The following is a 26251-nucleotide window of genomic DNA, read 5'->3' on the forward strand; positions in this document are numbered from 1 at the left end:
CCTGAACGCCCGCACGCTGGACTTCCCCTTCCCCGGCCCGCGAACGACCTGACCCCCGCTCCCCTCCCCCCGGAGCGAACGGCGCGCCATCACGGCGCGCCGTTTTTGCGTGACAACGCAAGCCCGAGGAGCGCGATCGCGTTGCCCAGGGCTCGCCGCTGGCGATGTCAGCAGCGGTAGCGGTAGTGATCTGTTTCTTCCGGCAGGCGCTCGTCGCACATTTCGGCGCCACCCCACGTCGGCCGCTTGAGCCCGCCGCGGCAAGGTTCGCCACAGCATCCGGATCATGGCGTTGCATGCACAAGATAGCGTATGAAATAGTACTGCCTCGATCGTGGTTCGAGAACGTGTTTTGCCCTGCGCAGCGTCATGGCAAAGCAAAGATGCTTGGCCTGTCTGCAGCATCGATGTCTCCGCCATGTAAAGCGAGATGAGTGCGGCTCGGGACCAGAAGGGCGTGAAACCCGAAGTGCTGCGCACCGAGACTCTGGCCGATCTCGCCGCGCTCGACGATGCCTTGGGCGACATCGCCACCCCCACTGCTGTTGGCGCGAAGGAAGGTCCAATCATGGCAGCCGCGGAGCAGTCGGCCGCCGCCTCGCGCTTGCATCGGCCTCTGTGACACCGCCACCCCGGCTTGACAGGCCAAGCCGCGCCCTCTACGCACCCCGTCCCGCCCGATCGGAGGACGCAGAGGCATGGCGCAGCAGATACCCGGGCTCGGGATCGATTTCGGCACGTCGAACACGGCCGCCGGCTATCTGCGCGACGGGCGGCCGCATCTGGTCCCGCTGGCGCCGGGGCGGACGACCATGCCGACCACCTTCTTCTTCGATCATGACAGCCGCCGCATGCTGATCGGCGAGCCCGCCAACCAGGCGCTGCTGGAGGGCGCCGAGGGGCGCTTCATGCGGGCGCTGAAGCGGGTGCTGGGCACCTCGCTCATGCATGAGCGCCGCCAGATCCTGAACGAGCGCGTCACCTTCGTCGACATCATCGCCCGCTTCCTGGCCGAGGTGAAGGCGCGGGCCGAGGCCGAGGCGGGGATGCGCTTCGATCGCGTCCTCTCGGGCCGGCCGGTCGTGTTCCACGCCGAGGGCGATCCGCGCGAGGCCGCGGCCGAGGCGGATCTGCGCGCCTGCTATCTGGCCGCGGGGTTCCGCGAGGTCGCTTTCATGCCCGAGCCCGAGGCCGCCGCCGTTGCCAGCGGCGCGCTGCGGCCCGGGTCGGTCGGCCTCATCGTCGATGTAGGCGGCGGCACGTCGGATTTCTCGCTGTTCCGAGCTGGTCGGGAGGGGGTCGGCATCCTCGCCAATCACGGCGTCCGCATCGGCGGCACGGATTTCGACCGCGCGATCAGCATCGACCGGGTGATGCCGCTTCTGGGCAAGGGCAGCGAATTGCGCAAGGTGATGGGGCCGGGCGCCTCGCCGGTGCCGAACGCGATCTTCAACGACCTGGCCACATGGGAGAAGATCCCCTTCCTCTACACGCCGCAGAACCGCCGGATGGTGGCCGAGATGCTGCGCCTGGCCCATGAGCCCGAGAAGCTGGCGCGCCTGGCGCGGGCGCTTCAGGACGAGCTGGGCCACGATCTGAGCTTCGCCGTCGAGCGCGGCAAGATCGCCGCCAATGCGGGCGATGCGGCGTCGATCCTGCTGGACCCGCTGGAGGCGGGCCTCGCCGTGCCGCTTTCGGCCGAGGCCCTGGCCGAGAGCCTCGGGCGCCATGCCGAGGCACTGGCCGAGGGCGCCCGCGAGACGCTGCGTCTGGCCGATCTGGACGCCGCGCAGGTGGAGACGGTGATCCATGTCGGAGGCTCCAGCCTGATGGCGATGGTGTCCCGCGCCATGCACGGGCTGTTCCCGGGAGCGCAGCACGAGACCAGCGAGGTCTTCACGGCCGTTGCCGACGGGCTGGCGATCGCGGCAGCGAGGGGTGAAGGCTAGGCGGCCGCTGATCAGGAAGCCTCGGCGGCACGATCATCATCGCTTTGCCGGTTCGATATCCACCGAAATGGGGCGATGATCCGAGGGTAACCCGCCTATCGGGGCAAGCACTATGCCACGTTGCAGCTTTCCCAGACCGGTCACTAAGTCTCGCTGCGGCAAAGTCGACCGGTCAATGTCGGCGCCGGAGGACGATTCTGCTGTTTCAGGGCGGCAGCTAATGATGGTCTTGCGCAATCGTCTGCAAGATCGCCATAGCCTCTGCCTCGCGCCCTTCTGAAATGAAAAGATGGTCGTGGAAGAACCCAGAGACCGGATTCACTCCGATGCCGTGCTCTGCGAGCCTTGTCGCAATGACCGCAAGGAAACCAACCGCCTGCAGTGACGAATGCACCGTCAAGGTGATCATTCTGCATGGGAATTCATAAGCAAGTCCCTGCGCTTCTGCCTCGTCCCGATGTAGGATCACCGTTACACCCTCCGTTTCCCGAAAAATCATTTGAGGGGTGAGTGCCCTAGGCAGCCTCTTCGGATCGACGGTCACGAAGACGAATACGCCTTCCACCAACTCGCCCGAGAGGCCGCGCAGCAGGCTGTCGAGATTCGTTTCCCCGCTCATCGGCCTTTCCTTTTGCTTGAGGTCCACCGGTCGGCCTCGCTCTCGGCAGCACTTAATGCAGTCGTTTCGATCCGCCGCCTCTGGGAACGAAACAAAACAAGCAGTGATCCTCCCCGCTTTAACGGAGAGGATTACGGAGCAAGCGCTGATCTGAGATGCTCGATTGGCGATTGCTGAGTTCCCAGACGATCCTATCTTGCGGCGGCAGTGTTCAGAACAGAAAAATGCTCCACGCACCCTCGTTATCGTTCTCCTCAAAGATGAAGGATCGCTCGACCCGCGCACCGCAAGCCGCTGCAAAGCTCAGGAGGTGATCGAGATGTGGCGGCGCGGTCATCGGATTCTCCACCTCCGACACCGCCGACGCCGGCAGCGGCCGGCGAGATCCTCGCCAAGCGCTATCAGGGGAGAGGTCGTGATATAGCCGTCGCTGGGTAGCGGATGGCATCGCCAGAGAAAGGGCGGCTCCATGTCTCCGGCGACGGCAGCCTGCCCAGAGGTCCAGCAGCCGCGCTGTCTCCAGATCCTTGGCCGTTCGGGCTTGCTCGATGGCGGCAAGTAGCGCCTCTGCGCGAACATGATCCCGTTCGTGGACCATGCGTCTCCTCCCCATCATGATCGGCCGCACAATGTTCATGGTCCGGGGGGCTGCCTCCGCGGGGCAGCTCTAGCCGTGCAACTTGCGGCTCGATCTGCCGCCGAAGCGCCACCGGCACCTCGATCACTGGCACTGATCCCAGGATCTGCTGCCGCAGCACCCGGAGCCGGGCTGCATCTCCAAGACGGTTACCAGTCCGGTGGCTAAAACCAGATCACCGTCGGCCCGTTGCCTTGATCCGCCGCGCGGTCGAGCATCCGGAAGGCCCCGCGTAGACTCGGAGGCCTAGTGGCCTGGGGTGCGAGTGCAGTAAGCGCCGCGATGATCGAATGGATCGACGTCTCCGACGGGCCCCCTCGCGTTCCGCAAAGCCGATCAGGTCGAAGAGGTTCAGCCGCGTTATCTGCAGTACTGTGCGGCGGCTGAGCGATGGCTCCGGCACCGGGACCGAGCGGTTCGTCAGGAGGACCCAGCCGACATGGGACATGTCAAAGCAGATCCGGTAGTATGGGCAGCTCCAGTTGATGACCGTGCTGGGCTCCAGCAAGGGCAGAAGCCCTTCGGCCAAGCCGAGTGAGAGTTCGCTCTCCGACCGGGGGCCCGCCCTGTCCAGCTTGTCGATGATGATGAAGGGGTGCCGCCAAGTTGCGCCATGATGAGTTCAACCACTCGTCCTGCGCAAGCGTTCGATCAGCCGCGCTGGTACCCTTCGACTGCAAAGCCGCCGGCTCCGCTTGTTGCGTCGATGATGGTGCTGGTCGCCCCGATGAGTTCACCGAGACGCCGGGCCCATCTGGTCTTCCCGATGCCCGGCGGCCCGTCGAGAATCACCGGCGGAAGGCGGAAACCGACATGGCCTTCGCGAACAAACCTGCGCATGGCTTGCCACGCATAGTTGGTTGCGGTCGACATCCAAGGCATCTCGGCATGGAGCGTCACTGCCAAGGCATCTGCCTGATGCTCGTTCTCGATGGTCGTCAGGCCGACGCCGCCTTTCAGGCACGCCAGCTTCTCCCGCTCCGTCTTGTCGAGATGACCGAGCTTCGAATTGCGTATGGTGCGGTCGTAGAACCGGACGGCCCGCCGATCCGTTCGGATTTGGTCTTCGGGGGTCATGCTCACGCCCTCGAGCTTGCCCATGCAGGCGAGGTCGTAGAGCCGTTCCTCATCCTGCCCGTCCACATCCACGCCCCCACGATCAATGCGGATCCCGGTGAGGTGCAACATCAGGCGCTTGGAGGTGTTGCGCGGCGTGAGGTCGGGATCGGGAAATGCGGCTTTGATGAAGGGATGACGGGGCATGGATGGTCCTTGAAAAGCTGGAGCGCATCGCCGCCGCCGGAAGAGGGCGACAGGCTGAGGCGCGGATTGCAGAAAGACCCGGGTCAGGTTTCAGCGATGAACGCCGGATCGAAAGGCGTCAAGACGGGGCCGGAAACCTGGTCCTGTCACTGCCGATCTCGAGCCGTCGCGGCTCATTGATGCTCAAGTTTCTGATCTGAAATGAGTTTCATGAAAACTCGATTTGCGACGGCATTTTTATGCGTGCAGGAATGGAAGCGACTACCGCAAAATGGCAGTTTTTCGGTGGTCGCTACACAATCACACTGTGTCGAGATACAGCTCGACAGTTTCCTCGTCGGACAATTCCGCCATGTAGTGCAGTTCCTGCCGCTTGGTCATCAGGTAGTTCTCGACCAGATGATCGGGGAAGATGCGGCGGATCTCGGGGCAGGCGCCGAAGGCCTCGATTGCGGCGCCCCAATCGCCGGGCAACTGCGCGAGGTTCTTGTCGTAGGCGTTGCCCTTGAAGGCGGGGGGCGGCTCGATCCCGTCCTGGATGCCGTTCAGCGCGGCCCCCAGAATGGCCGCGATGGTCAGATAGGGATTCACGTCGCCGCCAGCCACACGATGCTCGATCCGGCGCGAACGCGGCGGGCCCGAGGGGATGCGGATGGCCGCGGTGCGGTTCTCGTAGGCCCAGCCGATCCCGGTCGGGGCATGGGCGTTCGGGACCAGCCGGTCATAGCTGTTCTCGTGCGGGGCAAACAGCAGGGTCGAGCCGGGCATGGCGCGCAGGCAGCCGCCGACCGCATGGCGCAGCGCCTCGGTTCCCTCTTCCCCGCCATTGTCGAAGATGTTGCGCCCGTCCTCGGTCAGGATCGAGAAATGCATGTGCAGACCATTGCCCGAGAAGGTCTCGTAGGGCTTGGCCATGAAGCTGCCCGCAAAGCCGTATTGGCGCGCGATGCCCTTGACCAGCATCTTGAACAGCCATGTGTCGTCGGCCGCCTTCAGCGGATCGGCCTGATGCATCAGGTTGATCTCGAACTGGCCCGGCCCCGCCTCCGATATGGCGGTATCGGCGGGAATGTCCATCGACTCGCAGGCGTCGTAAAGCGTGGTGAAGAACTGGTCGAAGGCGTCCAGCGCGCGCAGCGACAGGACCTCGCCGCCGGTGCGGCGCTTGCCCGAACGGGGGCTGGGCGGCACGCGCAGCTGCTTGCCGCTGTCGTCGATCAGGAAGAATTCCAGTTCGGTCGCGACGACGGGGACCAGGCCTGCGGCCTTGTAGCGATCCACCACCCGCGCCAGCGCCTGGCGCGGATCGCCCTCGTAGGGGCGGCCGTCGGGATGGAACATCCACAGGGGCAACAGCGCGGTCGGCGCGTCCAGCCAGGGCATGGGCAGAAATCCGCGTTCCGTGGGCAGAAGCAGCCCGTCGGGATCGCCGGATTCGAAGACCAGCGGGCTGTCCTCGACATCCTCGCCCCAGATGTCCAGGTTCAGCACGGAATAGGGGAACTTGGTCCCCTCATCCAAGAGCTTGCCGGCATAGCGGGCCGGGATACGCTTGCCGCGCGCGACGCCGTTCAGGTCGGCGGCGGCCACGCGGATCGTCTTGACCTCGGGATGCTCGTTCAGCCAGTCCATGATCTCATCTCATCAGCAGGGGGCGGTAACGCAGGCGCCTGACGGTGCCCGGAAGATGGCGGTTCAACCGCCGGTTCACCCTGCCAAACAGCCAGATCAAAGCCAAGGTCGCCAGCACGAAATAAAGCGCCGCAATGGGATAGGCGACAAAGGGGTTGAAGGTGCGGTCCGCGAAATAGCGCGCGTAATAGAGCGCGTCGCCCTGTTGCTGGAAGGCCGGAAAGCCCGAGAAGAAGACCAGCGTCGTGGCGTGGAACAGAAAGATCGCCTCGTTCGTGTAGCTGGGCCAAGCCAGCCGCATCATCGAGGGCCAGATCACCCGGCGGAACCGGGTCCAGCCGGTCATGCCATACGCGTCCGCGGCCTCGACATCGCCGCGCGGCACCGACATAAGGGCGCCGTGGAAGATGTTGGCCGAATAGGCGGCGGTGTTCAGGATCAGGACGATCAGCGCGCCTGCCCAGGCGCGGGTCATCCAGCTTGTCTGGACGGTGAAGCCGAAGATCTCGATCCCGGCGCGCGGCAACAGGACCAGCAGCTCGTAGGCCAGGAAGAACTGGATGAAGAGCGGGCTGCCCCGGAACACGAAGATGAACGCATCCGAGGGGCGGTTCAGCCAGGGGTTCCGGCTGGCCTTGCCAAGCGCCAGCAGGTTGGCCAGCACGAAGCCGAAGGCCAGCGCCAGGACCGCGAAATAGAGGTTCCAGATCAGCCCCGACCCGATCAGCGTGAATTGCTGACAGAGCGTGTAATCGGCGCGCGGCAGCAGCCTTTCGCCGATACCGATCGAGCGCAGGCCGTAATCGATGATGGTCTGCGCGCAACTCATGCGGCGGCCTCCTTGCCCAGGGCCTCGCCGCCAAGCGTCGCCTGACCGCGCGACAGCCGGCGCGTGACGCGCGTCAGCACGCGTTCCGACACCGCCGTCATCAGCAGGTAGAAGACCAGCAGCGCAAGGAAGTAGTAAAGCCGCCAGTCTGGATGGGGATAGGTGAAGGCCGAGGTCTTGGCCCCGCCCAGCTCGCGCGCCCAGTAGACCACGTCCTCGATCCCAAGGATGAACAGCAGGGGCGTCGCCTTGATCAGGATCATCCACAGGTTCGACAGGCCGGGCAGCGCATAGATCCACATCTGCGGCACCAGCACGCGGCGCGTCACCTGCCGGGGGGTCATGCCGTAGGCCTCGGCGGTTTCAAGCTGGGCGCGGGGGACGGCCTGCATCGCGCCGTAAAGCACATTTGCCGCGAAGGCGCCGAAGACGATGGAAAAGGCGATGACCGCCAGCGTCAGGCCATAGGCGTTGTGGACCCATTCGGCGGCATTGCTCAGCGGCAGCTTGGCGGCGGGGCAGACGACGAAGTCGTTGCCCTGGCGCACCGGCGCGTCGCTGTCGCACAGGAATTGGTGGCGTATCCATTCCAGCCCCTGATCCAGCGCGATCGGCACGAACAGGAAGAACAGCACGTCCGGAATGCCCCGCACCATCGAGGTGTAGATCTTGCCGAACCACCGCAGGGGCGCGATCTGCGACCGCGAGGCGAGGGCGCCGGCATAGCCAAGCGCCAGCGCGGCGGGCGCGGTCAGCGCCAGCAGCAGGAACACCGTCCCGAAGCTGGCATAGAACAGCAGATGCGTCCCCGAGGTCAGGTAGCATGACATCCAGACCAGGCCCTCGAGTTGCGAGGGATCAGAGCAATAGGAAAACATCGGCCACCCCGAACGGGCCGCCGCACGTCAGCACGCGCGGCGGCGGGTCAGATCAATGGATCACTCGAAGACCAGCGCGTCCTCGCCGAACCACTTGCGGATCAGCTCGTTCAGGCTGCCGTCTTCCTTCATCGCGGTGATCTGGGCGTCGAAAGTCTCGCGCAGTTCGTTGTCGGACTGGCGCAGGCCCATGCCGATCCCCTCGCCCAGGGGAACGGTGTCGAAGCCCTCGACCCAGACCAGCTGGCCGTTCGATTCGGCCACGATCGGCGCCAGGAAGTCCTTGTCGGCAAAGACCGCATCGGCCTCGCCGTTGCGGACGGCAGCGATGGTCTCGTCGGGGGTGGGAAATTCCAGCAGCGTGGCGCCGGTTTCGGCCACGTGGCCCGCCTGGATCGTGTTCGTCTGCGCGGCGACAACGCCGCCCTCGACATCGGCATCGGGCGACAGGGCGGCATAGGCCGACGGCATGGCGGGGGTATAGGCCTGCGTGAACTGGATGACCTGCTTGCGGTCCTCGTTGATGTTCATGCCGGCCATGATCGTGTCATAGTTCGCAGAAACGAGGTTCGGGATGATCGAATCCCAGTCGTTCCGGACCCAGGTGCATTCCAGCCCGGCGCGTTCGCACAGCGCGTTGCCCAGCTCGATCTCGAAGCCCGTGACCTGCCCCGTGGCATCGTCGATGAAGTTGTACGGAGGATAGGCGCCCTCGGTCCCCATGCGGATGGTCTGGGCCGAGGTCAGCCCGGCGGTCAGCGCAAGGGCGGCGGCGGCAAGCGTCAGCGTTTTCATTCGGTCTTCTCCTGTTGGTGATTTATTCGGCCATCGAGGCTGACAGGAACTGGCGCAAACGGTCGGTCTGCGGGTTCCCGAACAGGCTTTCCGGCGGGCCTTCTTCGCAGATCACGCCCTGATGCAGGAAAAGGACGTGGTCGCTGACATCGGCGGCCAGCCGCATGTCATGGGTGACGATGATCATGGTGCGGTGCTCGGCGGCCAGATCCTTGATGACGCGCACGACCTCCTGCTGCAGTTCGGGGTCCAGCGCGCTGGTCGGCTCGTCGAACAGCAGCGCGTCGGGCTGCATGCAGAGCGCGCGTGCGATCGCGGCCCGCTGCTGCTGGCCGCCCGACAATTGCGCAGGCCAGGCATCGGCCTTGTCGCCGATCCCGACCTTGGCCAACAAAGCGCGGGCGCGGTCCTCTACCACGGCGCGATCCTCGCGCAGCACGCTGACCGGGGCCTCCATGACGTTCTGCAGGATCGTCATGTGGGACCACAGGTTGAACTGCTGGAACACCATCGACAGGTTCGTGCGCATCCGCGTGACCTGAGCCCGGTCGGCGGGGATGCGGGCGGCGCCCTGCCCCTTCCAGCGCACGGCCTCGCCCTGGAACAGGATCTCGCCGGACTGGCTGTTCTCCAGCAGGTTGCAGCAGCGCAGAAGCGTGGACTTGCCCGATCCCGAGGACCCGATCAGGCTGATCACATGCCCGCGCCGCGCCGTCATCGACACGCCCTTGAGCACCTCGAGCGGGCCATAGGACTTGCGCAGGTCGCGGATCTCGATGACCGGCGCCGCACCGGTTTCTGGGCCGGGTTCTGAGGAAACGGATTCTGTGTGCATCATCCGCACATTGGGCGACAATCGCGCGCCTTTTGCAACGGGGTAGCGCGGGCAACCTGCCGATAAGGGCAGGTTGCCGCAGCGTCAGCCGAAGGGTCAGGCAATCTCGATCGAGTATTTCTCGATCACGGTATTGGCCAGCAGCCCCTCGCACATGCGGGCAACCTCGGCGCGGGCGGCCTCGGGGTCGGTGCCCGACAGGTCCAGTTCGATCAGCTTGCCCTGGCGTACGCCGGTGACGTCCTTGTGACCCAGCCCGCCAAGCGCGTGGCGGATCGCCTCGCCCTGCGGATCGAGAACGCCGTCCTTCAGCATGATGGTGACGCGTGCTTTCATGGCGGGGCTCCTTAGTTGATCGCGGTCGGCTTGAGGCTGGTCGTGTTGGCGGGCATCAGGCCCAGACGGCGCGCCACCTCGGTATAGGCATCGGTCAGGTTGCCCAGATCGCGGCGGAAGACGTCCTTGTCCAGCTTCTGGCCGGTCTTGACGTCCCACAGGCGGCAGCTGTCGGGGCTGATCTCGTCGGCGACGATCAGGCGCATGAAGTCGTTGTCCCAGACGCGGCCGATCTCGATCTTGAAGTCGATCAGCTTGATGCCCGCGCCGTAGAACACGCCCGACAGGAAGTCGTTGACGCGCAGCGCCAGCGACACGATGTCGTCCAGATCCTGCTGCGTGGCCCAGCCGAAGGCGATGATGTATTCCTCGCTGACCATCGGATCGCCCAGCTCGTCGTTCTTGAAGCTGTATTCGACGATGGGGCGCGGCAGCATCGTGCCTTCCTCCAGCCCCAGCCGCTTGGACAGCGAGCCGGCGGCGAAGTTGCGCACGATTACCTCCAGCGGGATGATCTCGACCTGGCGGATCAGTTGCTCGCGCATGTTCACGCGGCGGATGAAGTGGTTCGGGACGCCGATATTGGTCAGGCCCTGCATGAAGAACTCGGACAGGCGGTTGTTCAGCACGCCCTTGCCCTCGATCGTGGCCTTCTTCTGCGCGTTGAAGGCGGTGGCGTCATCCTTGAAATACTGGATGAGCGTGCCCGGCTCGGTGCCTTCGTAAAGGATCTTGGCCTTGCCTTCGTAAATCTTCTTGCGCCGCGGTGCCATCAGCCGACCGTCCTTTCGCATGTCCCCAAAGTGGCGCCTTATCCCAGAATGCCCTGCTTGGGCAATACAGGAGGCTTGAAGGCGTCGTGGCGCGGGGGCATATCTTCTGCAGCACAGAAGCAGGAGGGTTCAGATGTCCACGTTCGACGACCGGGAACGCGCCTACGAGGCGAAATTCGCCCATGACGCCGATTTGCGCTTCAAGGCCGAGGCACGCCGGAACCGCCTGCTGGGCGAATGGGCGGCAGGGCTCCTGGGCAAGACGGGCGACGATGCGCGCGCCTATGCCATGAGCGTGGTCAGCGCCGATTTCGACGAGCCGGGCGAGGAAGACGTCTTCCGGAAGGTCGAGGCCGACCTGACCGGCCATGCCGATGCCGCGACCATCCGCGCCAAGATGGCCGAGCTGATGGACGAGGCCCGCCGCCAGGTGATCGAGGAAAGCTGAGGCGGGCGCGACCCGCATCGGAAAAAGGGGCCCGCCGCGGCCCCTTTTTTCATGGCGGGGCCCCTGCCCCGACGCGTGAAACTGCCGCAGGGGCAGACGAATATCAGCTTCGATGATGCTTCCCTTTTCAGCAGGCTGCTTCTAACTTGCCGGCAGGACAATGTTCCAACTGGGAGTCTACAGAATGAAAAAGCTTCTCCTCGCATCCGCCGCCGGTGCGCTGATCGCCGGTGCGGCCGGTGCGGAAGACATCAAGATGGGCATCTCGCTCGGCTTCACCGGGCCTCTGGAATCGATGTCGCCCGCGATGGCATCGGGCGCTGAGATGGCGATGAAGGAAGTGTCGGATTCGGGCCTGCTGCTGGGCGGCGCCACCGTCGTTCCGGTCCGCGGTGATTCGACCTGCATCGACGCCGCCGCCGCCACCGCGACGGTCGAGCGCCTGATCACGGCCGAAGGCGTGCGCGGCATCGTCGGCGGCATGTGCTCGGGCGAGACTATCGCCTCGCTGGAGAACGTCGCCAAGGCGAACGGGATCGTGATGATCTCGCCCTCGGCCACCTCGCCCGCCCTCTCGACGATCGAGGATGACGGCCTGTTCTTCCGCACCGCGCCCTCGGATGCGCGTCAGGGCCAGGTCATGGCCGAGATCATCATGGAACGCGGCCTGAACAGCGTCGCCGTGACCTATACCAACAACGATTACGGCAAGGGCCTGGCCGACAGCTTCGCGGCGGCCTTCCAGGAGGCGGGCGGCACCGTCACCGTGAACGCGCCCCACGACGACGGCAAGGCCGACTATTCGGCCGAGGTCGCGGCACTGGCCGCAGCGGGCGGCGACGCGCTGGTCGTGGCGGGCTATGTCGATCAGGGCGGCTCGGGCGTGGTGCGCGCCGCGCTGGACACCGGCGCCTTTGAAACCTTCGTCTTCCCCGACGGCATGGTCGGCGGCGCGCTGGAAAGCAATTTCGGCGCCGAGATCAACGGCAGCTTCGGCCAGAACCCCGCCGCCGAGGGCGAGGGCCGCGACCTGTTCCTGGCCATGGCCGAGGAAGCCGGTTTCGACGGCACCGGCGTCTATTCGGGCGAGGCCTATGACGCGGCGGCTCTGATGCTTCTGGCGATGGCCAAGGCGGGCAGCAGCGACCCGGCCGAGTACAAGAACCACATCATGGACGTGGCCAACGCCCCCGGCGAGCCGATCCTGCCGGGTGAGCTGGCCAAGGCGCTGGAAATCATTGCGGGCGGCGGCGAGGTCGATTATGTCGGCGCGACCGCGGTCGAGCTGATCGGCGCGGGCGAGGCTGGCGGCAGCTTCCGCGAGATCGAGATCAAGGACGGCAGGATCGAGACGATCGGCTTCCGCTGATCCTTCGGGAACCTGACGGGCCCGGCACCCTTCGCGGTGCCGGGCCATTTTGCAATCATACGAGCCGCGAACACGGCCGGCTTTCTCCCGCAAGGGACAACAGGGAAGCGAAACATGATCAGGGTCGAGGACCTTCACAGACATTTCGGCGGCTTTCGCGCCGTGGACGGTGCCAGCCTGACGATCGAGACCGGCTCGATCACCGGGCTGATCGGGCCGAACGGCGCGGGCAAATCGACGCTGTTCAACGTCATCGCGGGGGTCTTGCCGCCCACATCGGGCCGCGTCTTCATGGATGGCGAGGACATTACCGGCCTGCCCCCGCACGAGCTGTTCCACAAAGGCCTTCTGCGGACCTTCCAGCTGGCGCATGAATTCGCCTCGATGACGGTGCGCGAGAACCTGATGATGGTTCCGGGCGGCCAGTCGGGCGAGACGATCTGGAAGACCTGGTTCCAGCGCGGCCGCATCGCCGCCGAGGAACGTGCCCTGCGGAAAAAGGCCGACGAGGTGCTGGACTTCCTGACCATCCGCCATCTGGCGGACGAACTGGCGGGGAACCTGTCGGGCGGGCAGAAGAAGCTGTTGGAACTGGGCCGCACGATGATGGTGGACGCCAAGATCGTGTTCCTGGACGAGGTCGGCGCGGGCGTGAACCGCACGCTGCTGATGACCATCGCCGACGCGATCATCCGGCTGAACAAGGAACGCGGCTACACCTTCTGCGTGATCGAGCATGACATGGACTTCATCGGCAAGCTCTGCGACCCGGTCATCGTCATGGCCGAGGGGCATGTGCTGGCCAGGGGCAGCGCCGCCGACATCATGCAGAACGAGGCCGTGATCGAGGCCTATCTGGGCACCGGCCTCAAGAACAAGGACATGGTGGGATGAGCGATCAGGACGCAGTTTTCGGCAATCGCGGCAACCGCGACCTGTCGGTCGTGAACCCCAGGGGCCGCGGCATGATCGACGGCACCCGCCGTTCCGGCCCCGTGGGCGAAGGTCGCCCCGGCGATCCCTTCCTGATCGGCGAGAACATGACCGGCGGCTACGGCAAGGGCGCGGACATCCTGCACAATTGCACCATCGCCGTGGAACAGGGCCAGATCGCCGTGATCGTCGGCCCGAACGGCGCGGGCAAATCCACCGCCATGAAGGCCGTCTTCGGCATGCTGAACCTGCGCCAAGGCAGCGTGCGGCTGGGCGGGCGCGACATCACCGCACTGAACCCGCAGGACCGGGTGAAGGCGGGCATGGGCTTCGTGCCGCAGGTGAACAACATCTTCCCCTCGATGAGCGTGGAAGAGAACCTCGAGATGGGTGCCTATATCCGCAAGGACGACATCCGCGCCACGATGGAACAGGTCTACGAGCTGTTCCCCGCCGTGGCCGCCAAGCGCAAGCAGGCGGCGGGCGAATTGTCGGGCGGCCAGCGCCAGCAGGTCGCGGTGGGCCGGGCGCTGATGACCCAGCCCTCGGTCCTGATGCTGGACGAGCCCACGGCGGGCGTCAGCCCCATCGTCATGGACGAGCTTTTCGACCGGATCATCGCCATCGCGCGCGGCGGCCTGCCGGTGCTGATGGTGGAACAGAATGCGCGTCAGGCGATGATGATCGCCGACAAGGCCTATGTGCTGGTGCAGGGCGCGAATGCGCATACGGGCACCGGAAAGGAACTGATGCAGAACGACGAGGTGCGCCGCACCTTCCTGGGGGGCTGAGCCATGGACATCCTGAACGGCCTCGTGGTCTTTCTGAACTTCGTGTTCATCCCCGCCGCCGCCTATGGCGCGCAGCTTGCGCTTGGCGCGCTTGGCGTGACGCTGATCTACGGCATCCTGCGCTTTTCCAACTTTGCGCATGGCGACACGATGGCCTTCGGAACGGCCATCGTGATCCTGCTGACCTGGGGGCTTCAGGCGCTTGGCGTCTCGATCTTCCCGCTGCCGACCGCGCTTCTGGCGCTGCCCTTGGCCATCGCGCTGACGGCGCTGCTGGTCCTGGGCACGGACCGCGCGGTCTATCGCTTCTACCGCAAGCAGAAGGCCGCGCCGATCATCTTCGTGATGGCCTCGGTCGGGGTGATGTTCGTCATGAACGGCCTGACGCGCCTGCTGATCGGGGTGAACGAACAGCGCTTCGACGACGGCGCGCGCTTCCTGATCGATGTCCGCACCTTCCGCGAGATGACCGGCCTGGCCGAGGGTCTGGCGCTGCGCTCGACCCAGGCGCTGACGGTGGTGCTGGCCTTCGCGGTGATGGTGGCGTTGTTCTGGTTCCTGAACCGCACGCGGTCGGGCAAGGCGATGCGCGCCTATTCCGACAACGAGGATCTTGCGCTGCTGTCGGGGATCGACCCCGAACGCGTCGTGCGCCTGACCTGGATCATCGCGGCGGGGCTGATGGTGATCGCGGGCACGCTCTATGGTCTGGACAAGTCGTTCCGGCCCTTCAACTACTTCCAGATCCTGCTGCCGATCTTCGCGGCCGCCATCGTGGGGGGCCTCGGCAACCCGCTCGGCGCCATCGCGGGCGGGTTCCTCGTGGCCTTTTCCGAGGTCGCGGTGACCTACCCCTGGGTGCGCGTGGTCGGCTACATCGCGCCTTGGTATGATCCGGGCCAGGGCAACCTGATGCAGCTTCTGGGCACCGAATACAAATTCGCCGTCAGCTTCGTGATTCTGATCGTGGTGCTGCTGTTCAAGCCGACGGGCCTGTTCCGCGGCAAGTCGGTCTGAGGAGGGGTTCATCATGGCAACAAACCGTCAAGCCGCAGCCTCCAGCCCCTGGCGCGCACCGATCGTGCTGGCGATCCTGGCCGTGCTGTTCGTGCTGGAGGGCACGGTCCGCAACGGCATGTTCTCGGGCAGCTGGAACACCGCGCTCGCGATCCTGAACATGGGGCTCATCTCGGCGATCGTGGCGCTTGGGGTGAACATGCAATGGGGCTATGCGGGCCTCTTCAACGTGGGCGTCGTGGGCTTTCTGGCCGTGGGCGGCCTGGCCCCGGTGCTGGTCTCGCTGCCCCCGGTCGAGGGCGCGTGGGATGCGGGCGGGCCGCGCCTGATCCTGTCGCTGCTGGTGGGCCTGGGCGTGCTGGCCGCCGCGAAGATCGTCTATACCCGCTGGCGCAAGGGCTGGCTGGTCGCGCTGGTGCTGATCGCAGGTTTCTTCCTCTTCCGCCACCTGTTCGATCCTGCCGTCGTCGCGATCGAGGCCAACAACCCCGCCCGCCACGGCAATATCGGCGGCCTCGGCATGCCGATCCTGACCTCGTGGCTGGTGGGCGGCCTCTTCGCCGCCGCCGCCGCCTGGGCGATCGGCAAGGTCGCGCTTGGGCTGCGGTCGGATTATCTGGCCATCGCCACGCTCGGCATCGGCGAGATCATCGTCGCCGTCCTGCGCAACGAGGAATGGCTGGCACGCGGCGTGATGAACGTCACCTCGATCCCGCGTCCCGTCGCCTACGAGATCGACCTGCAACGCAATCCCGATTTCGCGGAGTTCGCGGCCGGCTGGGGCCTGCCCGTGGCCGAGGCGTCTGGGATCTGGGTCAAGCTCAGCTACATGTCGCTGTTCCTCGTGGTGCTGCTGGCCATCATGCTGCTGGCCGAACTGGCGCTGAAATCGCCCTGGGGCCGCATGATGCGCGCGATCCGCGACAACGAGACCGCGGCCGAGGCGATGGGCAAGAACGTCACCGGGCGTCATCTTCAGGTCTTCATCCTGGGCTCGGCGGTGATCGGCATCGCAGGGGCGATGATGGTGACGCTGGACGGGCTTCTGGCGCCGACCAGCTACAACCCGCTGCGCTACACCTTCCTGATCTGGGTGATGGTGATCGTCGGCGGGTCGGGCAACAATTGGGGCGCGGTGCTGGGCGCGGTGCTGATCTGGTTCCTGTGGATCAAGGCCGAGGTCTGGGGCCCGGCGCTGATCGGCCTCCTGACCGGGCCGATGGCCGATGGTCCGCTCAAGGCGCATCTGCTGGAAAGCGCGCCGCATATGCGCTTCATCGCGATGGGGGCGGTGCTGCTGCTGGTCTTGCGCTTCGCTCCGCGCGGGCTGGTGCCCGAACGCTGACCGCAACGCGGATCGAAAAAGGGGGCGCCATGGCGCCCCCTTTCATATGCGGACCTTGACCTTTCAGGCCGGGCGGATGCGCTCCACCCTGCCCCGCCGGTCCAGCAGCAGCACCTCGCGCAGATCGCCCAGCAGGGTGGCCGCGGCCGCGATCTCTTCCGTGCTCATCAGGCAGGCCGCCGTCGAGAACCCGTCGGCCATGGCCGCGCTGTCCGCCACCACCGCCACGCTGGACCATAGCGGTTCCTCGCCGCCAAGCGGGTTCAGGATATGGAAGATGCCGGGCGCCACGCTCAGCGCACCGGGGCTGGACACGGCCAGAGCCGTATCCTGCAAGGCCACGCGGCCAAAGCGGCCCCGCTCGGGGTCCAGAACGCCCATCCGCCACGGCCCGCCCGCCGTCGCCGTCTCGCCGATATCGACGCAGAGCCGCGTTAGACCCGCCTCGCGCAGGACCTGCCGCACCGCGTCGCTGGCCGCCCCCTGCGCGATCCCGTTCAGGCTGAGCGCCTGCCCCGCGTCCAGATGCAGGCCGCGCCGCCCCGGCGCGGGCAATGCGACGCGCCCCCAGCCGACCAGCTCCCGTGCCGCGCTGATGTCGCCGCCCGTCGCATGGGCCAGCCACAGCGGCTGGATCGTCGGATCGAACCGCCCCCCGGTCGCGCGATGCAGCCGGTCGCAGAGGTCCAGCATCGCCCGCCAGCGCGCATCCAGATCGGGCAGATGCCCCGCCGCATTCAGGCGCGACAGGTCGGAGGCGGCGCGGAACAGGCTGAACCGGGCCTCGTAGGCCTCGATCTCGTGTCGGGCACGGGCAAGGGCGGGGCGCGTCAGCTCGGGTGGTCCGTCCAGCGTGATGCTGACCTCCGCGCCAAGCGCCACGCCCCGCCATGTCAGGCGCGGCGCGGGCACGGCACCGGCCGAGCCGGTCAGCCCGGCAGCGGCCGAGATTGCCAGAAAGCGGCGGCGCGACAGCCCGCTCATGCGCCGGCCTCCTGCGGTTGCGGCACAAGGGCCGGGGGTCGCGCCCCGCTCCGCCCGGCGCGCCTTGCCGCAAGGACCAGCGGCACGCAGCGGCTTTGATCATCATGGATCGCGACGCAGTCAAGGCATTGGAAGCATTCCGAATAATCGATCCGGCCGCTTTTCTCGATGGCGCCATAGTTGCACTTTACGCGGCACAGCTGGCAGGGGCTGCCGCATTCGGCGCGCCGCGCGATCCAGTCGCGCCCGCGCAGCAGCCCGCCAAGGGCCATGAAGGCGCCAAGCGGGCAGAAATAGCGGCAAAAGCCCTTGAACAGCACCATGCCCAGGGCCAGCCAGAACAGGGCATAGGCCACAAAATACCATTCGCGCTGGAAATGGACGGTGATCGCGGTCTTGAAGGGCTCGATCTCGGCGGCCTTGTCCACATGCTGCGGCGCCAGAAAGACCAGCGCGGTCAGCCCGGCCAGCGCGACGTATTTCAGCGATTTCAACCGCCGGTCCCACCGGGCCGAGGGGTTGATCTGCGGCAGACGCAGCGCCCGGCCCAGGTGATGCGCGAATTCCTGAAGCGCCCCGAACGGGCAGAGCCAGCCGCAGAAAAGCCCCCTGCCCCAGAGCACGAAGCCCAAGATCGCCGCCGCCCAGACCAGCAGCGAGAACGGGTCGTAAAGAAGGAAGGCATAGCTGCCCCCCTCGACCGCGCTGCGCAGCACCGCAAGGGGCGTGACGATCGACAACTGCCCCTGCCCCCAGAAGCCCACGAAGCCCGTCATGACCGCGAGGATCAGCAGCCGCGCGGGCGTGAAGTGCCTCCAGCCCGCCAGCCGGTTCATCCGCGCGCCAAGCGCCCAGACCAGCGCCCCCAGACCGATGGCCAGCAGGACCAGATCGACCTGCCGGTTCTGAAGCGCCTCAAGCCAGGGCGGCACGGGGACGGGCGGCACCTCGCGGATGAAGAACCGCTCGTCGGTCCGGTGCTCCAGCGACAGCTCGACCCGGCCGATCTCGGGGGTGATGTAGCCATGTTCGCGCACGGCCTCGACCAGCAGGGTGAAGGGCTCGGCCGGGTTGAAGCCCAGCCTGCGGTCGGTGCGCAGGATCAGCGCCGTCCCCTCGGGCGCGCCGGGGGCCAGATCCACCAGGAAATCGGCATCGCGCAGCGCGATGGGCAGCCCGCCCTGTTCGGCCTTGATCAGGTCGGGGGCGGTGTTGCGGACGAAATCCTCGCTGACCAGCCCGTGCCGCCCTGCATCGATCAGCAGCAGGAACTCGTCCGTCGGTGCCACGCCGCGAAAGCGGTCCATCTGGTCGATGGTGGACTGGTCCAGCGCCGCGCGGGCCAAGGCCGGCGGCGTCACATCGACCAGCCACAGGTCCAGATAGGGATCGTCCGGCCGGGCCCGGGCCTCGGGATCGGATTGCGCCCAGATGGTGCCCGCAAAGGCCGCGTCGATCTGGGCGTTGGTGACCAGCAGGCGGCTGACTAGGCCCTGCGCCACCAGATCGTCCCATGTCAGCGCCTCGACATGGTCGAAATCCGGGCGCGCGGCGGGGGCGGCGACGCGGCCCTGCAGTTGCTCGCGCGCGACGGTATGGGCGGCCGCCATGATCGATTCATGCGCGATCCGGACCGAGGCCGTGGCCTTCGTCACCCCGTCCAGATGCACCAGCGCCGAGCCGCTGTCGGCGCCGCCATAGGGCGTGCCGATGGTCATGGGCGACCAGATCGACTTGCCCGCATATTGTTCGAAGAACTCGCGGAACGGCCCCTCTCCCATGCCCGAGACAAAGATCGGCTCGTTGTGGTGGACCAGCCGCACGGTAACGATGGTCCCCTCGCGGTCCAGCACCACGACCACGTTGACCGGCGCACCGGCAAAGCCCGGCAGCGGCGCATAGGGCTGCGTGGTGAAGGCATAGCCCGCCGGCGCGCCGCCCGAGTTCAGCACCCGGTAAAGGCCCTGTTCGTTCAGCGCCTCGCCCAGGGCGAAGGGCGGCGGGACATAGGCCAGCATCTCGTCGGCCGACAGTGCCTGGGCCCGCGCCTGCAAGGGCAGAAGGCCGATCAGCAACACGAGGACGAGGCGAAGCAGCGACATCATGGGCCAAGGCTATGCCTGCCGGGCCGGGCCTGCCTATTCGACTTTCGGCAGGGGCGGGGACGTGAAAAACCCGGCCGCAGGGGCCGGGTTTCGCAGTGTCGCGGATGACGCGATCAGTTGGCCGAGGCCAGAAGCTGGTCCGGGATGCGGAAGGTCCAGACTGAACCGCCCTGGTTCAGATAGGACACCTCCTGCGCCACCTCGCCACCCCAGAGCGGCACGGCCCCGCCCCAGCCCGAAACGACCGACAGCCATTGCACGCCGTCCTCGTCTTCCCAGGTGATCGGCTGGCCCGTCACGCCCGAGCCGGTCTGGAACTGCCACAGAACCTCGCCCGTCTCGTCGTTGATCGCCTGGATGTAGCCTTCGGGCGTGCCATAGAACACCAGACCGCCCGCCGTCGCCATGGTCGAACCCCAGAGCGGCGCGCCGTTGGGAACCTCGAACTTGATCTCCATCGTGTTCGGGTCGATCGCCTTCAGCGAGCCGATGTGGTCCTCGAACAGCGGCTTGATGGTGAAGCCCGCGCCCAGATAGGCCGCGCCCTGACGATAGGTGATCGGCTCGTTCCAGATATCCATGCCCCATTCGTTCGAGGGCACGTAGAAATAGCCCGTGCGCTGCGAATAGGACATGTGCTGCCAGTTCTTGCCGCCCAGGAAGCCCGGCACGGCCCAGACGACCTCGCCCTTCTGCCCGTCGGCCGAGGCCGCGGGGTTGCCCGGACGGTTCTCGGGGTTGTAGATCGGGCGGCCGTTCTCGTCGATGCCGCTGGCCCAGGTGATGTCCTTCACGAAGGGCATCGCGTCCACGAAGCTGCCATCCTCGCGGTCCAGCACGTAGAAGAAGCCGTTGCGGTCCGCCGTGGCCAGGCGGCCATTGCCGTTGGCGTCGGTGAAGGGCACGACCTCGTTCACGCCGTCGAAATCCCAGCCCTCCCAGGGGGTGGTCTGGAAGTGCCACTTGATCTCGCCCGTGGCGGGGTCGAGGCCGATGCGGCTGGCGGCATAGAGGTTGTCCCCCTCGCGCAGGTGGCTGTTCCAGGGGGCGGGGTTGCCGGTGCCGAAGATCAGCGTATCGGTCTGGGCGTCATAGCTGCCGCCCAGCCAGGGCGCGCCGCCACCGGTCTTCCACATATCGCCCGGCCAGCTGGCATTCAGCGTGCCGGTCATGGTGCTTTCCTCGCCGTTCAGCTCACCCATGTGACCCTCGATCACGGGGCGGCGCCAGACCAGCTCGCCGTTCTCGGCGTCGCGGGCCTCGACGGCGCCGACGATGCCGAACTCACCGCCGGAATTGCCGGTGATGACCAGTCCGTTCACGATCAGGGGCGCGGCGGTGTAGCTGTAGCCCTCGCGGTAATCGGCGATGCGCTTGTTCCAGACGACGGCGCCGGTCTTGCGGTCCAGCGCGACGATGCGCGCGTCCAGCGTGCCGAAATAGATGTTGTCGCCGTAGATCGCCGCGCCGCGGTTGATCACGTCGCAGCAGGGCAGGATGCCCTCGGGCAGGCGGGCGTCGTATTGCCAGATCTTGCGGCCGGTCTTGGCGTCCAGCGCGAAGACGCGGCTGTACGAGCCGGTCACATACATCACGCCGTCATAGATCAGCGGCTGCGATTGCTGGCCGCGCTGGCGTTCGCCGCCAAAGCTGAACGACCAGGCGGGGAACAGGTTCTGCACCGTCTCGCGGTTGATCTGGTCCAGCGGGCTGTAGCGCTGCCAGTCCCGGCCCATGCCGTTGGTCACGACCTGGGTCGTGATGGTCTGGTCGTTCAGCAGATCCTCCTCGGTCACCTGCGCAAAGGCGGCGGGCGCTGCCATCATGCCGATACAGGCGGCCATTACGAACTTGTTCATCCTCTCTCCTCCCAAGGGGCCGGGCTGGACCGGGCGACGGTGACGGCACGGCAGAACAGACACCCCGGCAGTATCAGCAAGGCGGGACGGAGTTGGAAATTGCACATTGGTCTTAGGCCGGCAGCCGCCGCGCGATGACCCAAGCGGGCGATGTGCCGGCACCCGCGCGCCGGCCATTCGGCTCGCGGCGCGCAGGGTCGCGCCAGCAGAGAACCGCGTTCAGGCCGCGACCCGGGGGCGGCCGCGTCAGACGGCGCCGCTGTCGATGACGGCGCCGTACCAGCCGAGGCCGTCATAATCCTCGTACCCCAGCGTGCGCGCAAAGCAGAGCCGCGCGCCATCCGCCATGAGCAGGCAGCCCGTCCGCTCTTCCGATCCCAAGGGCAGGCGCGTCAGAAAATCGCGTTCATGCGAGTCGGCGATGATGCGATGCTCGGCATCCAGCAGCAGCACGCGCCGCGTGGACCATTCCTCGTCGGTAAAGGCCGCTTCGTCGCGCACGATCATCTGCGCCTCCTTCTGCCAATCGAAATAGACGGCCAGCACGCCGATGGGCTCGGCCTCCGGGGCGCCCTCGCGCCGGACCGGGGTGGCATAGACCAGAACCTTGCGGCCGCCATGCATGCTACTTTCATGGACATCGGACACGGCATAGTCGTGCCCCGTCGCCAAGCCCGCGGTGCGGTCGAACCAGTTCCGCGCGTCGACGGGCAGGTGCCGCCCGCCCGGCACGACGCCACCCGCGGCGCTGGCAAGCACCCGGCCCTCCATATCGGTCAGGACCAGGTCCAGATAGACGGTGTAATAGCGGTGGATCGTCGCCAGCCGCTGCTGCGCGCGGGCCAGCAGGGCCGGGCAGGGCCGGGCCAGCGCCTCCCAGAAACCGGGATCGGTCGCCCACCAGCGCACATCGGCGGTGCGCTCGAAGAGGTTGCGCACGATCAGCTGCACCAGCACATGCGCCTTTTCGATCATCGCACGCTCGGACGCCTCGCGCAGCGCGCCGGTCAGGTTCGCCGCCGTCTTTGACGCCGTCTGCACATAGCTCAGCACGTCCTGCCGGAACTGGTCGGCATTGTCCTTGGTCTGGCCGGACAGCATCTTCATCTCGGCCGCCACGACCGAAAAGCCCCGCCCGTGATGGCCCGCCCGCGCGGCCTCGATCATCGAGTTGACGGCAAGGATATGCGACTGCATCGCCACCTTGTCGTTCAGCCTGCCAAAGCTGTCCACCCGTCGCGCGATGTCGTCGATCGTGCTGGTCAATTCCGTTCCGCGCATGGGATGCCCTCTGTTCGCTTCAGCCATGGTTACGGCCGGGAACAGGACAGTTTAGGCCGCACCGGCGCGTTCCGTGCGGCGGCGGCGCACATTGCCGTCATCACGGGCAGGACCAGTCGTCGGCGCCTGGCGCGCGACGCCGCTCTGGGGGCTTGCGCGAAGCGGGGCGCGCGCTTAAAGCCGGGCCATGACACAGCATCAGCGCCTTCTGATCATCGATTTCGGCAGCCAGGTGACCCAGCTCATCGCGCGACGTCTGCGCGAGCTGAACGTCTATTGCGAAATCCATCCCTTCAACCTGCTGACCGATGCGGCGCTGCGCGAGATGGCGCCGCAGGCGATCATCCTGTCCGGCGGCCCGGCCAGCGTGACCGAGACGGGCAGCCCTCGCGCACCCCAGGCGGTGTTCGAGATGGGCGTGCCGGTCTTCGGCATCTGCTACGGCCAGCAGGTGATGATGGAACAGCTTGGCGGCGCCGTCGAGGCGGGCCACCATGCCGAATACGGGCGCGCCTTCATCGCCCCCGCCGCGGGCCACAAGGGCGACGGCATCTTCGCCGGCCTGTTCGAGACCGGCCGCGAAGAGGTCTGGATGAGCCACGGCGACCGCGTGACCCGTCTGGCGCCCGGCTTCGAGGCCATCGGCACCTCGCCCAACGCCCCCCTTGCGATGATCGCGGACGAGTCGCGGCGCTTCTACGCGGTGCAGTTCCACCCCGAGGTGCATCACACCCCGAACGGCCGCCGGATGCTGGAGAACTTCGTCCGCATGGCGGGCTTCACCGGCGACTGGACGATGGCCTCCTACAAGGACGAGGCGATCCGCAAGATCCGCGAGCAGGTGGGCGACCGCAAGGTCATCTGCGGCCTGTCGGGCGGGGTGGACAGCTCGGTCGCGGCGGTGCTGATCCATCAGGCGATCGGCGACCAGCTGACCTGCGTCTTCGTCGATCACGGCCTTCTGCGCCTGAACGAGGCCGAGCAGGTCGTGGCGATGTTCCGCGACAATTGCAACATCCCGCTGATCCACGCGAATGAAAGCGAGCTGTTCCTGGGCGCGCTGGAAGGCGTCAGCGACCCCGAGGTCAAGCGCAAGACCATCGGGCGGCTGTTCATCGACGTGTTCCAGAAATATGCCAGCCAGATCGAGGGCGCGGATTTCCTGGCGCAGGGCACGCTTTACCCGGACGTGATCGAAAGCGTCAGCTTCTCGGGCGGCCCGTCGGTCACGATCAAGTCGCACCACAATGTCGGCGGCCTGCCCGAAAAGATGGGCCTCAAGCTGGTCGAGCCGCTGCGCGAACTCTTCAAGGACGAGGTCCGCGCGCTTGGCCGCGAACTGGGCCTGCCTGAAAGCTTCATCGGCCGCCACCCCTTCCCCGGCCCCGGCCTCGCCATCCGCTGCCCCGGAGAGATCACCCGCGAAAAGCTCGAGATCCTGCGCAAGGCGGATGCGGTCTTCATCGACCAGATCCGCAAGCACGGCCTCTATGACGAGATCTGGCAGGCCTTCGTCGCGATCCTGCCGGTCCGCACGGTGGGCGTGATGGGTGACGGCCGCACCTACGACTATGCCTGCGCGCTGCGCGCCGTCACGTCGGTCGACGGGATGACGGCGGATTACTACCCGTTCACCCACGAATTCCTGGGCGAGACCGCGACGCGGATCATCAACGAGGTCAAGGGCATCAACCGCTGCACCTATGACATCACCTCGAAGCCCCCGGGCACGATCGAGTGGGAATGAAGGGCGCGCGCCCCTGACCGAAAGCCCGCCTTCCGGCGGGCTTTTTCATGCGCCGCTTCCGGGCGCGCCGATGGTCCAGCGGTGGAACAGGTCGTTGCCCAGACGCCGCGTCTCGGCCAGCCGGAAACGCGGCGCGGCGGCAAGGCCGGGCCAGTCGGTCGCGCCGATGGCGGGACGGGCCGCCGCGCCCAGCGCCAGACCGGCCGTGTAGCCCATCACCTGATCGACCAGCCCCGCCCGCAGCAGGTCCGCGGCCAGAACGCCGCCCCCCTCGCAGTAGAGCCGCGTGATGCCGCGCTGCGACAGTTCGCGCATGATCTCGGGCAATTCGCCCTGCATGAACCACAGCGGGCCATGCGTCGCATCCTCGGGCGGCATTGGCGGCGGCGAGCCGCGCGTCAGCACCACGCGCACCGGCTGGCGCGGCGTGGCGATGCCGCGCACGTTCAGATGCGGCAGATCGGCCCGCGCCGTCCGGGCACCCACCATCACCGCATCATGACTGGCGCGCATCGCATGGACATGCAGCCGCGCCTCGGGTCCGGTGATCCAGCGGCTTTCTCCATCCGGCATGGCGATGCGGCCGTCGAAACTGGTCGCAAGCTTCAGCGTCACGAAAGGCCGCCCCCGCATCAGGCGGCTGAGAAAACCGGCCTGCAACCGCGCGGCCTCGGGCGCCAACACGTTCTCGGTCAGGGCGATGCCCCCCTCGCGCAGGATCGCGTGGCCTGCCCCCGAGACGCGCGGATCGGGGTCGGTCATGGCCGAGACGACGCGCGCGATCCCTGCCGTGACCAGCCCGCTGGCGCAGGGCGGCGTGCGGCCGTGATGGGCGCAGGGCTCCAGCGTCACATAGGCCGTGGCGCCGCGTGCGGCCTCGCCCGCCATGTCCAGCGCCATGCGTTCGGCATGGGGGCGCCCGCCAGGCTGGGTCCAGCCGCGCCCCACGACGCGGCCATCCCTGACGATGACGCAGCCCACCGCCGGATTAGGCCAGACATTGCCCAGACCGCGCGCGGCAAGGCGCAGGGCATGGCGCATATGGCGGATGTCGTCCTCGGGGGCGCTCACGCCGCGGATTACTCGGACGCGGCGCCGGGGCGCAGTTCCGAGACGAACTTGTCGAAATCGTCCGCGTCCTGGAAGTTCTTGTAGACGCTGGCGAACCGCACATAGCCGACATTGTCGATGCGCGACAGCGCCTCCATCACGATCTCGCCGATCATCTTCGAGGGGATGTCGGTCTCGCCCGTGCTTTCCAGCCGCCGCACGATGCCGCTGATCATCTGCTCGATCCGCTCGGGCTCGACGGGGCGCTTCTGCATGGCGATGCGGATGGACCGGGCCATCTTGTCGCGATCGAAATCCTCGCGCCGCCCGTTCGATTTCACCACGACCAGATCGCGCAGCTGCACGCGCTCATAGGTGGTGAAACGGCCCCCGCAACCGGGGCAGAGGCGGCGGCGGCGGATGGCCACGTTATCCTCGGCCGGGCGCGAGTCCTTGACCTGCGTATCGGCATGTCCACAGAATGGGCAGCGCATGGATGGTCCCTCTGGTCCGGCAATCCACCGGCACTATAGGCAGACCCGCAGGGATTGGGTAGCCTTATCCACAGCCTACCAGATCGGCCCCGCCTTCTGTGTCCCGATTGCCGCGTTTGCCCCCTTGCACGCCCGATGCGGCCGGTCTAGCGTGACGCAAGACCGTTGGGGTGCCTGGAAACAGGCTGAGAGGCCATGCGCCAACCCATCGAACCTGATCCGGGTCATACCGGCGGAGGGAACGGTGCATCACGACGCAGCCCGCGCGCTGCCCCTGCGTAT

Annotated in this window: 26 protein-coding genes and 1 riboswitch; of the genes, 10 read left to right on the forward strand and 16 right to left on the reverse strand. The window is 66.6% G+C overall.

The features are described 5' to 3' along the window. The first annotated feature begins 430 nt into the window (after nucleotides 1–430). Nucleotides 431–622, forward strand: coding sequence for a hypothetical protein (locus QAR72_RS10700; protein ID WP_304617366.1), 192 nt, complete (start codon nucleotides 431–433; stop codon nucleotides 620–622). Between the two features lie 76 nt (nucleotides 623–698). After that, nucleotides 699–1949 carry an Hsp70 family protein gene (locus QAR72_RS10705; RefSeq protein ID WP_304617367.1) on the forward strand — a complete coding sequence of 417 codons (1251 nt, stop codon included), beginning with the start codon at nucleotides 699–701 and terminating at the stop codon, nucleotides 1947–1949. A 217-nt stretch (nucleotides 1950–2166) separates the two neighbouring features. Here QAR72_RS10705 and QAR72_RS10710 read toward each other — a convergent pair whose 3' ends face one another. From QAR72_RS10710 to QAR72_RS10720, 3 genes are all read right to left on the reverse strand, one after another. Then, nucleotides 2167–2568, reverse strand: coding sequence for an ACT domain-containing protein (locus QAR72_RS10710; protein WP_304617368.1), 402 nt, complete (start codon nucleotides 2566–2568; stop codon nucleotides 2167–2169). 211 nt (nucleotides 2569–2779) lie between these two features. Beyond that, complete coding sequence (locus tag QAR72_RS10715; protein ID WP_304617369.1) at nucleotides 2780–3166, reverse strand: hypothetical protein; 387 nt, start codon at nucleotides 3164–3166, stop codon at nucleotides 2780–2782. A gap of 690 nt (nucleotides 3167–3856) precedes the next feature. After that, a complete protein-coding gene (locus QAR72_RS10720; protein ID WP_304617370.1) occupies nucleotides 3857–4468 on the reverse strand; it encodes a hypothetical protein in 612 nt (203 codons plus the stop codon). Nucleotides 4469–4470: 2 nt separating this feature from the next. On the opposite strand from QAR72_RS10720, the gene QAR72_RS10725 reads away from it, so the two are divergent. Beyond that, the gene (locus QAR72_RS10725) at nucleotides 4471–4668 is read left to right on the forward strand and encodes a hypothetical protein (protein WP_304617371.1); all 198 of its coding nucleotides are present in this window, start codon (nucleotides 4471–4473) and stop codon (nucleotides 4666–4668) included. A 100-nt stretch (nucleotides 4669–4768) separates the two neighbouring features. Here the strand turns inward: QAR72_RS10725 and QAR72_RS10730 are convergent, their stop codons facing one another. The 7 genes from QAR72_RS10730 to purC all read right to left on the reverse strand — a co-directional run bounded on the left by QAR72_RS10730 (nucleotide 4769) and on the right by purC (nucleotide 10546). Further along, nucleotides 4769–6100 (reverse strand): glutamine synthetase family protein, encoded by a 1332-nt coding sequence (locus QAR72_RS10730; RefSeq protein WP_304617372.1) that lies wholly within the window; start codon nucleotides 6098–6100, stop codon nucleotides 4769–4771. Nucleotides 6101–6104: 4 nt separating this feature from the next. Beyond that, on the reverse strand, nucleotides 6105–6929 hold the full coding sequence (locus tag QAR72_RS10735) for an ABC transporter permease (RefSeq protein ID WP_304617373.1): 825 nt from the start codon (nucleotides 6927–6929) through the stop codon (nucleotides 6105–6107). Further along, entirely contained in the window at nucleotides 6926–7807 is an 882-nt protein-coding gene (locus QAR72_RS10740) for an ABC transporter permease (protein WP_304617374.1), read from the reverse strand. Before QAR72_RS10740 ends, QAR72_RS10735 begins: the two co-directional genes overlap by 4 nt. A gap of 60 nt (nucleotides 7808–7867) precedes the next feature. Then, a complete protein-coding gene (locus QAR72_RS10745; protein WP_304617375.1) occupies nucleotides 7868–8602 on the reverse strand; it encodes a transporter substrate-binding domain-containing protein in 735 nt (244 codons plus the stop codon). 22 nt (nucleotides 8603–8624) lie between these two features. After that, nucleotides 8625–9437 carry an ABC transporter ATP-binding protein gene (locus tag QAR72_RS10750; protein WP_442953573.1) on the reverse strand — a complete coding sequence of 271 codons (813 nt, stop codon included), beginning with the start codon at nucleotides 9435–9437 and terminating at the stop codon, nucleotides 8625–8627. A gap of 96 nt (nucleotides 9438–9533) precedes the next feature. Then, nucleotides 9534–9773 (reverse strand): phosphoribosylformylglycinamidine synthase subunit PurS, encoded by a 240-nt coding sequence (purS, locus tag QAR72_RS10755; RefSeq protein WP_304617377.1) that lies wholly within the window; start codon nucleotides 9771–9773, stop codon nucleotides 9534–9536. 11 nt (nucleotides 9774–9784) lie between these two features. Continuing rightward, on the reverse strand, nucleotides 9785–10546 hold the full coding sequence (gene purC, locus QAR72_RS10760; protein ID WP_304617378.1) for a phosphoribosylaminoimidazolesuccinocarboxamide synthase: 762 nt from the start codon (nucleotides 10544–10546) through the stop codon (nucleotides 9785–9787). 133 nt (nucleotides 10547–10679) lie between these two features. On the opposite strand from purC, the gene QAR72_RS10765 reads away from it, so the two are divergent. From QAR72_RS10765 to QAR72_RS10790, 6 genes are all read left to right on the forward strand, one after another. Beyond that, the gene (locus tag QAR72_RS10765) at nucleotides 10680–10994 is read left to right on the forward strand and encodes a DUF1476 domain-containing protein (RefSeq protein ID WP_304617379.1); all 315 of its coding nucleotides are present in this window, start codon (nucleotides 10680–10682) and stop codon (nucleotides 10992–10994) included. 184 nt (nucleotides 10995–11178) lie between these two features. Next, on the forward strand, nucleotides 11179–12363 hold the full coding sequence (locus QAR72_RS10770) for an ABC transporter substrate-binding protein (protein WP_304617380.1): 1185 nt from the start codon (nucleotides 11179–11181) through the stop codon (nucleotides 12361–12363). Between the two features lie 114 nt (nucleotides 12364–12477). Then, nucleotides 12478–13257, forward strand: a complete 780-nt coding sequence (locus QAR72_RS10775) for an ABC transporter ATP-binding protein (protein ID WP_304617381.1) — start codon at nucleotides 12478–12480, stop codon at nucleotides 13255–13257. After that, nucleotides 13254–14087, forward strand: a complete 834-nt coding sequence (locus tag QAR72_RS10780; RefSeq protein WP_304617382.1) for an ABC transporter ATP-binding protein — start codon at nucleotides 13254–13256, stop codon at nucleotides 14085–14087. Before QAR72_RS10775 ends, QAR72_RS10780 begins: the two co-directional genes overlap by 4 nt. Nucleotides 14088–14090: 3 nt before the next feature. Continuing rightward, nucleotides 14091–15104: a branched-chain amino acid ABC transporter permease gene (locus QAR72_RS10785; protein ID WP_304617383.1), complete on the forward strand. Its 1014-nt coding sequence runs from the start codon at nucleotides 14091–14093 to the stop codon at nucleotides 15102–15104. 13 nt (nucleotides 15105–15117) lie between these two features. After that, complete coding sequence (locus QAR72_RS10790; protein ID WP_304617384.1) at nucleotides 15118–16449, forward strand: branched-chain amino acid ABC transporter permease; 1332 nt, start codon at nucleotides 15118–15120, stop codon at nucleotides 16447–16449. 63 nt (nucleotides 16450–16512) lie between these two features. Here QAR72_RS10790 and QAR72_RS10795 read toward each other — a convergent pair whose 3' ends face one another. From QAR72_RS10795 to QAR72_RS10810, 4 genes are all read right to left on the reverse strand, one after another. Then, nucleotides 16513–17433 carry an FAD:protein FMN transferase gene (locus QAR72_RS10795; protein WP_304617385.1) on the reverse strand — a complete coding sequence of 307 codons (921 nt, stop codon included), beginning with the start codon at nucleotides 17431–17433 and terminating at the stop codon, nucleotides 16513–16515. Further along, entirely contained in the window at nucleotides 17430–19538 is a 2109-nt protein-coding gene (locus tag QAR72_RS10800) for a 4Fe-4S binding protein (protein WP_304617386.1), read from the reverse strand. The genes QAR72_RS10795 and QAR72_RS10800 overlap by 4 nt, the downstream gene beginning before the upstream one ends. Before the next feature lie 113 nt (nucleotides 19539–19651). After that, on the reverse strand, nucleotides 19652–21397 hold the full coding sequence (locus QAR72_RS10805) for a PQQ-dependent methanol/ethanol family dehydrogenase (protein WP_304617387.1): 1746 nt from the start codon (nucleotides 21395–21397) through the stop codon (nucleotides 19652–19654). A 246-nt stretch (nucleotides 21398–21643) separates the two neighbouring features. Further along, nucleotides 21644–22678 (reverse strand): methyl-accepting chemotaxis protein, encoded by a 1035-nt coding sequence (locus QAR72_RS10810; RefSeq protein WP_304617388.1) that lies wholly within the window; start codon nucleotides 22676–22678, stop codon nucleotides 21644–21646. A gap of 187 nt (nucleotides 22679–22865) precedes the next feature. Between QAR72_RS10810 and guaA the strand changes: the two genes are divergently transcribed. Beyond that, a complete protein-coding gene (gene guaA / locus QAR72_RS10815) occupies nucleotides 22866–24425 on the forward strand; it encodes a glutamine-hydrolyzing GMP synthase (RefSeq protein ID WP_304617389.1) in 1560 nt (519 codons plus the stop codon). 45 nt (nucleotides 24426–24470) lie between these two features. Here guaA and ribD read toward each other — a convergent pair whose 3' ends face one another. Then, a complete protein-coding gene (gene ribD / locus QAR72_RS10820) occupies nucleotides 24471–25466 on the reverse strand; it encodes a bifunctional diaminohydroxyphosphoribosylaminopyrimidine deaminase/5-amino-6-(5-phosphoribosylamino)uracil reductase RibD (RefSeq protein ID WP_442953574.1) in 996 nt (331 codons plus the stop codon). Between the two features lie 38 nt (nucleotides 25467–25504). Then, the gene (nrdR, locus tag QAR72_RS10825) at nucleotides 25505–25969 is read right to left on the reverse strand and encodes a transcriptional regulator NrdR (protein WP_219829758.1); all 465 of its coding nucleotides are present in this window, start codon (nucleotides 25967–25969) and stop codon (nucleotides 25505–25507) included. 156 nt (nucleotides 25970–26125) lie between these two features. After that, a riboswitch (TPP riboswitch) is annotated at nucleotides 26126–26227 on the forward strand. Nucleotides 26228–26251 lie beyond the last annotated feature (24 nt).

It is taken from the genome of Paracoccus sp. (in: a-proteobacteria) (assembly GCF_030604785.1).
GTDB lineage: Bacteria > Pseudomonadota > Alphaproteobacteria > Rhodobacterales > Rhodobacteraceae > Paracoccus.

Excerpts from the sequence above, each read along its gene's own strand:
- purS (WP_304617377.1), bottom strand. The coding sequence starts at position 9,773 with ATGAAAGCACGCGTCACCATCATGCTGAAGGACGGCGTTCTCGATCCG.
- QAR72_RS10785 (WP_304617383.1), top strand. The coding sequence starts at position 14,091 with ATGGACATCCTGAACGGCCTCGTGGTCTTTCTGAACTTCGTGTTCATC.
- QAR72_RS10730 (WP_304617372.1), bottom strand. The coding sequence starts at position 6,100 with ATGGACTGGCTGAACGAGCATCCCGAGGTCAAGACGATCCGCGTGGCC.
- QAR72_RS10765 (WP_304617379.1), top strand. The coding sequence starts at position 10,680 with ATGTCCACGTTCGACGACCGGGAACGCGCCTACGAGGCGAAATTCGCC.
- QAR72_RS10725 (WP_304617371.1), top strand. The coding sequence starts at position 4,471 with ATGGTCCTTGAAAAGCTGGAGCGCATCGCCGCCGCCGGAAGAGGGCGA.
- QAR72_RS10705 (WP_304617367.1), top strand. The coding sequence starts at position 699 with ATGGCGCAGCAGATACCCGGGCTCGGGATCGATTTCGGCACGTCGAAC.
- QAR72_RS10805 (WP_304617387.1), bottom strand. The coding sequence starts at position 21,397 with ATGAACAAGTTCGTAATGGCCGCCTGTATCGGCATGATGGCAGCGCCC.
- QAR72_RS10715 (WP_304617369.1), bottom strand. The coding sequence starts at position 3,166 with ATGGTCCACGAACGGGATCATGTTCGCGCAGAGGCGCTACTTGCCGCC.
- QAR72_RS10740 (WP_304617374.1), bottom strand. The coding sequence starts at position 7,807 with ATGTTTTCCTATTGCTCTGATCCCTCGCAACTCGAGGGCCTGGTCTGG.
- QAR72_RS10810 (WP_304617388.1), bottom strand. The coding sequence starts at position 22,678 with ATGCGCGGAACGGAATTGACCAGCACGATCGACGACATCGCGCGACGG.
- QAR72_RS10795 (WP_304617385.1), bottom strand. The coding sequence starts at position 17,433 with ATGAGCGGGCTGTCGCGCCGCCGCTTTCTGGCAATCTCGGCCGCTGCC.
- QAR72_RS10700 (WP_304617366.1), top strand. The coding sequence starts at position 431 with ATGAGTGCGGCTCGGGACCAGAAGGGCGTGAAACCCGAAGTGCTGCGC.
- nrdR (WP_219829758.1), bottom strand. The coding sequence starts at position 25,969 with ATGCGCTGCCCATTCTGTGGACATGCCGATACGCAGGTCAAGGACTCG.
- QAR72_RS10745 (WP_304617375.1), bottom strand. The coding sequence starts at position 8,602 with ATGAAAACGCTGACGCTTGCCGCCGCCGCCCTTGCGCTGACCGCCGGG.
- QAR72_RS10780 (WP_304617382.1), top strand. The coding sequence starts at position 13,254 with ATGAGCGATCAGGACGCAGTTTTCGGCAATCGCGGCAACCGCGACCTG.
- guaA (WP_304617389.1), top strand. The coding sequence starts at position 22,866 with ATGACACAGCATCAGCGCCTTCTGATCATCGATTTCGGCAGCCAGGTG.
- QAR72_RS10770 (WP_304617380.1), top strand. The coding sequence starts at position 11,179 with ATGAAAAAGCTTCTCCTCGCATCCGCCGCCGGTGCGCTGATCGCCGGT.
- QAR72_RS10800 (WP_304617386.1), bottom strand. The coding sequence starts at position 19,538 with ATGATGTCGCTGCTTCGCCTCGTCCTCGTGTTGCTGATCGGCCTTCTG.
- purC (WP_304617378.1), bottom strand. The coding sequence starts at position 10,546 with ATGGCACCGCGGCGCAAGAAGATTTACGAAGGCAAGGCCAAGATCCTT.
- QAR72_RS10790 (WP_304617384.1), top strand. The coding sequence starts at position 15,118 with ATGGCAACAAACCGTCAAGCCGCAGCCTCCAGCCCCTGGCGCGCACCG.
- QAR72_RS10720 (WP_304617370.1), bottom strand. The coding sequence starts at position 4,468 with ATGCCCCGTCATCCCTTCATCAAAGCCGCATTTCCCGATCCCGACCTC.
- QAR72_RS10710 (WP_304617368.1), bottom strand. The coding sequence starts at position 2,568 with ATGAGCGGGGAAACGAATCTCGACAGCCTGCTGCGCGGCCTCTCGGGC.
- QAR72_RS10735 (WP_304617373.1), bottom strand. The coding sequence starts at position 6,929 with ATGAGTTGCGCGCAGACCATCATCGATTACGGCCTGCGCTCGATCGGT.
- QAR72_RS10775 (WP_304617381.1), top strand. The coding sequence starts at position 12,478 with ATGATCAGGGTCGAGGACCTTCACAGACATTTCGGCGGCTTTCGCGCC.
- QAR72_RS10750 (WP_442953573.1), bottom strand. The coding sequence starts at position 9,437 with ATGCACACAGAATCCGTTTCCTCAGAACCCGGCCCAGAAACCGGTGCG.
- ribD (WP_442953574.1), bottom strand. The coding sequence starts at position 25,466 with ATGCGCCATGCCCTGCGCCTTGCCGCGCGCGGTCTGGGCAATGTCTGG.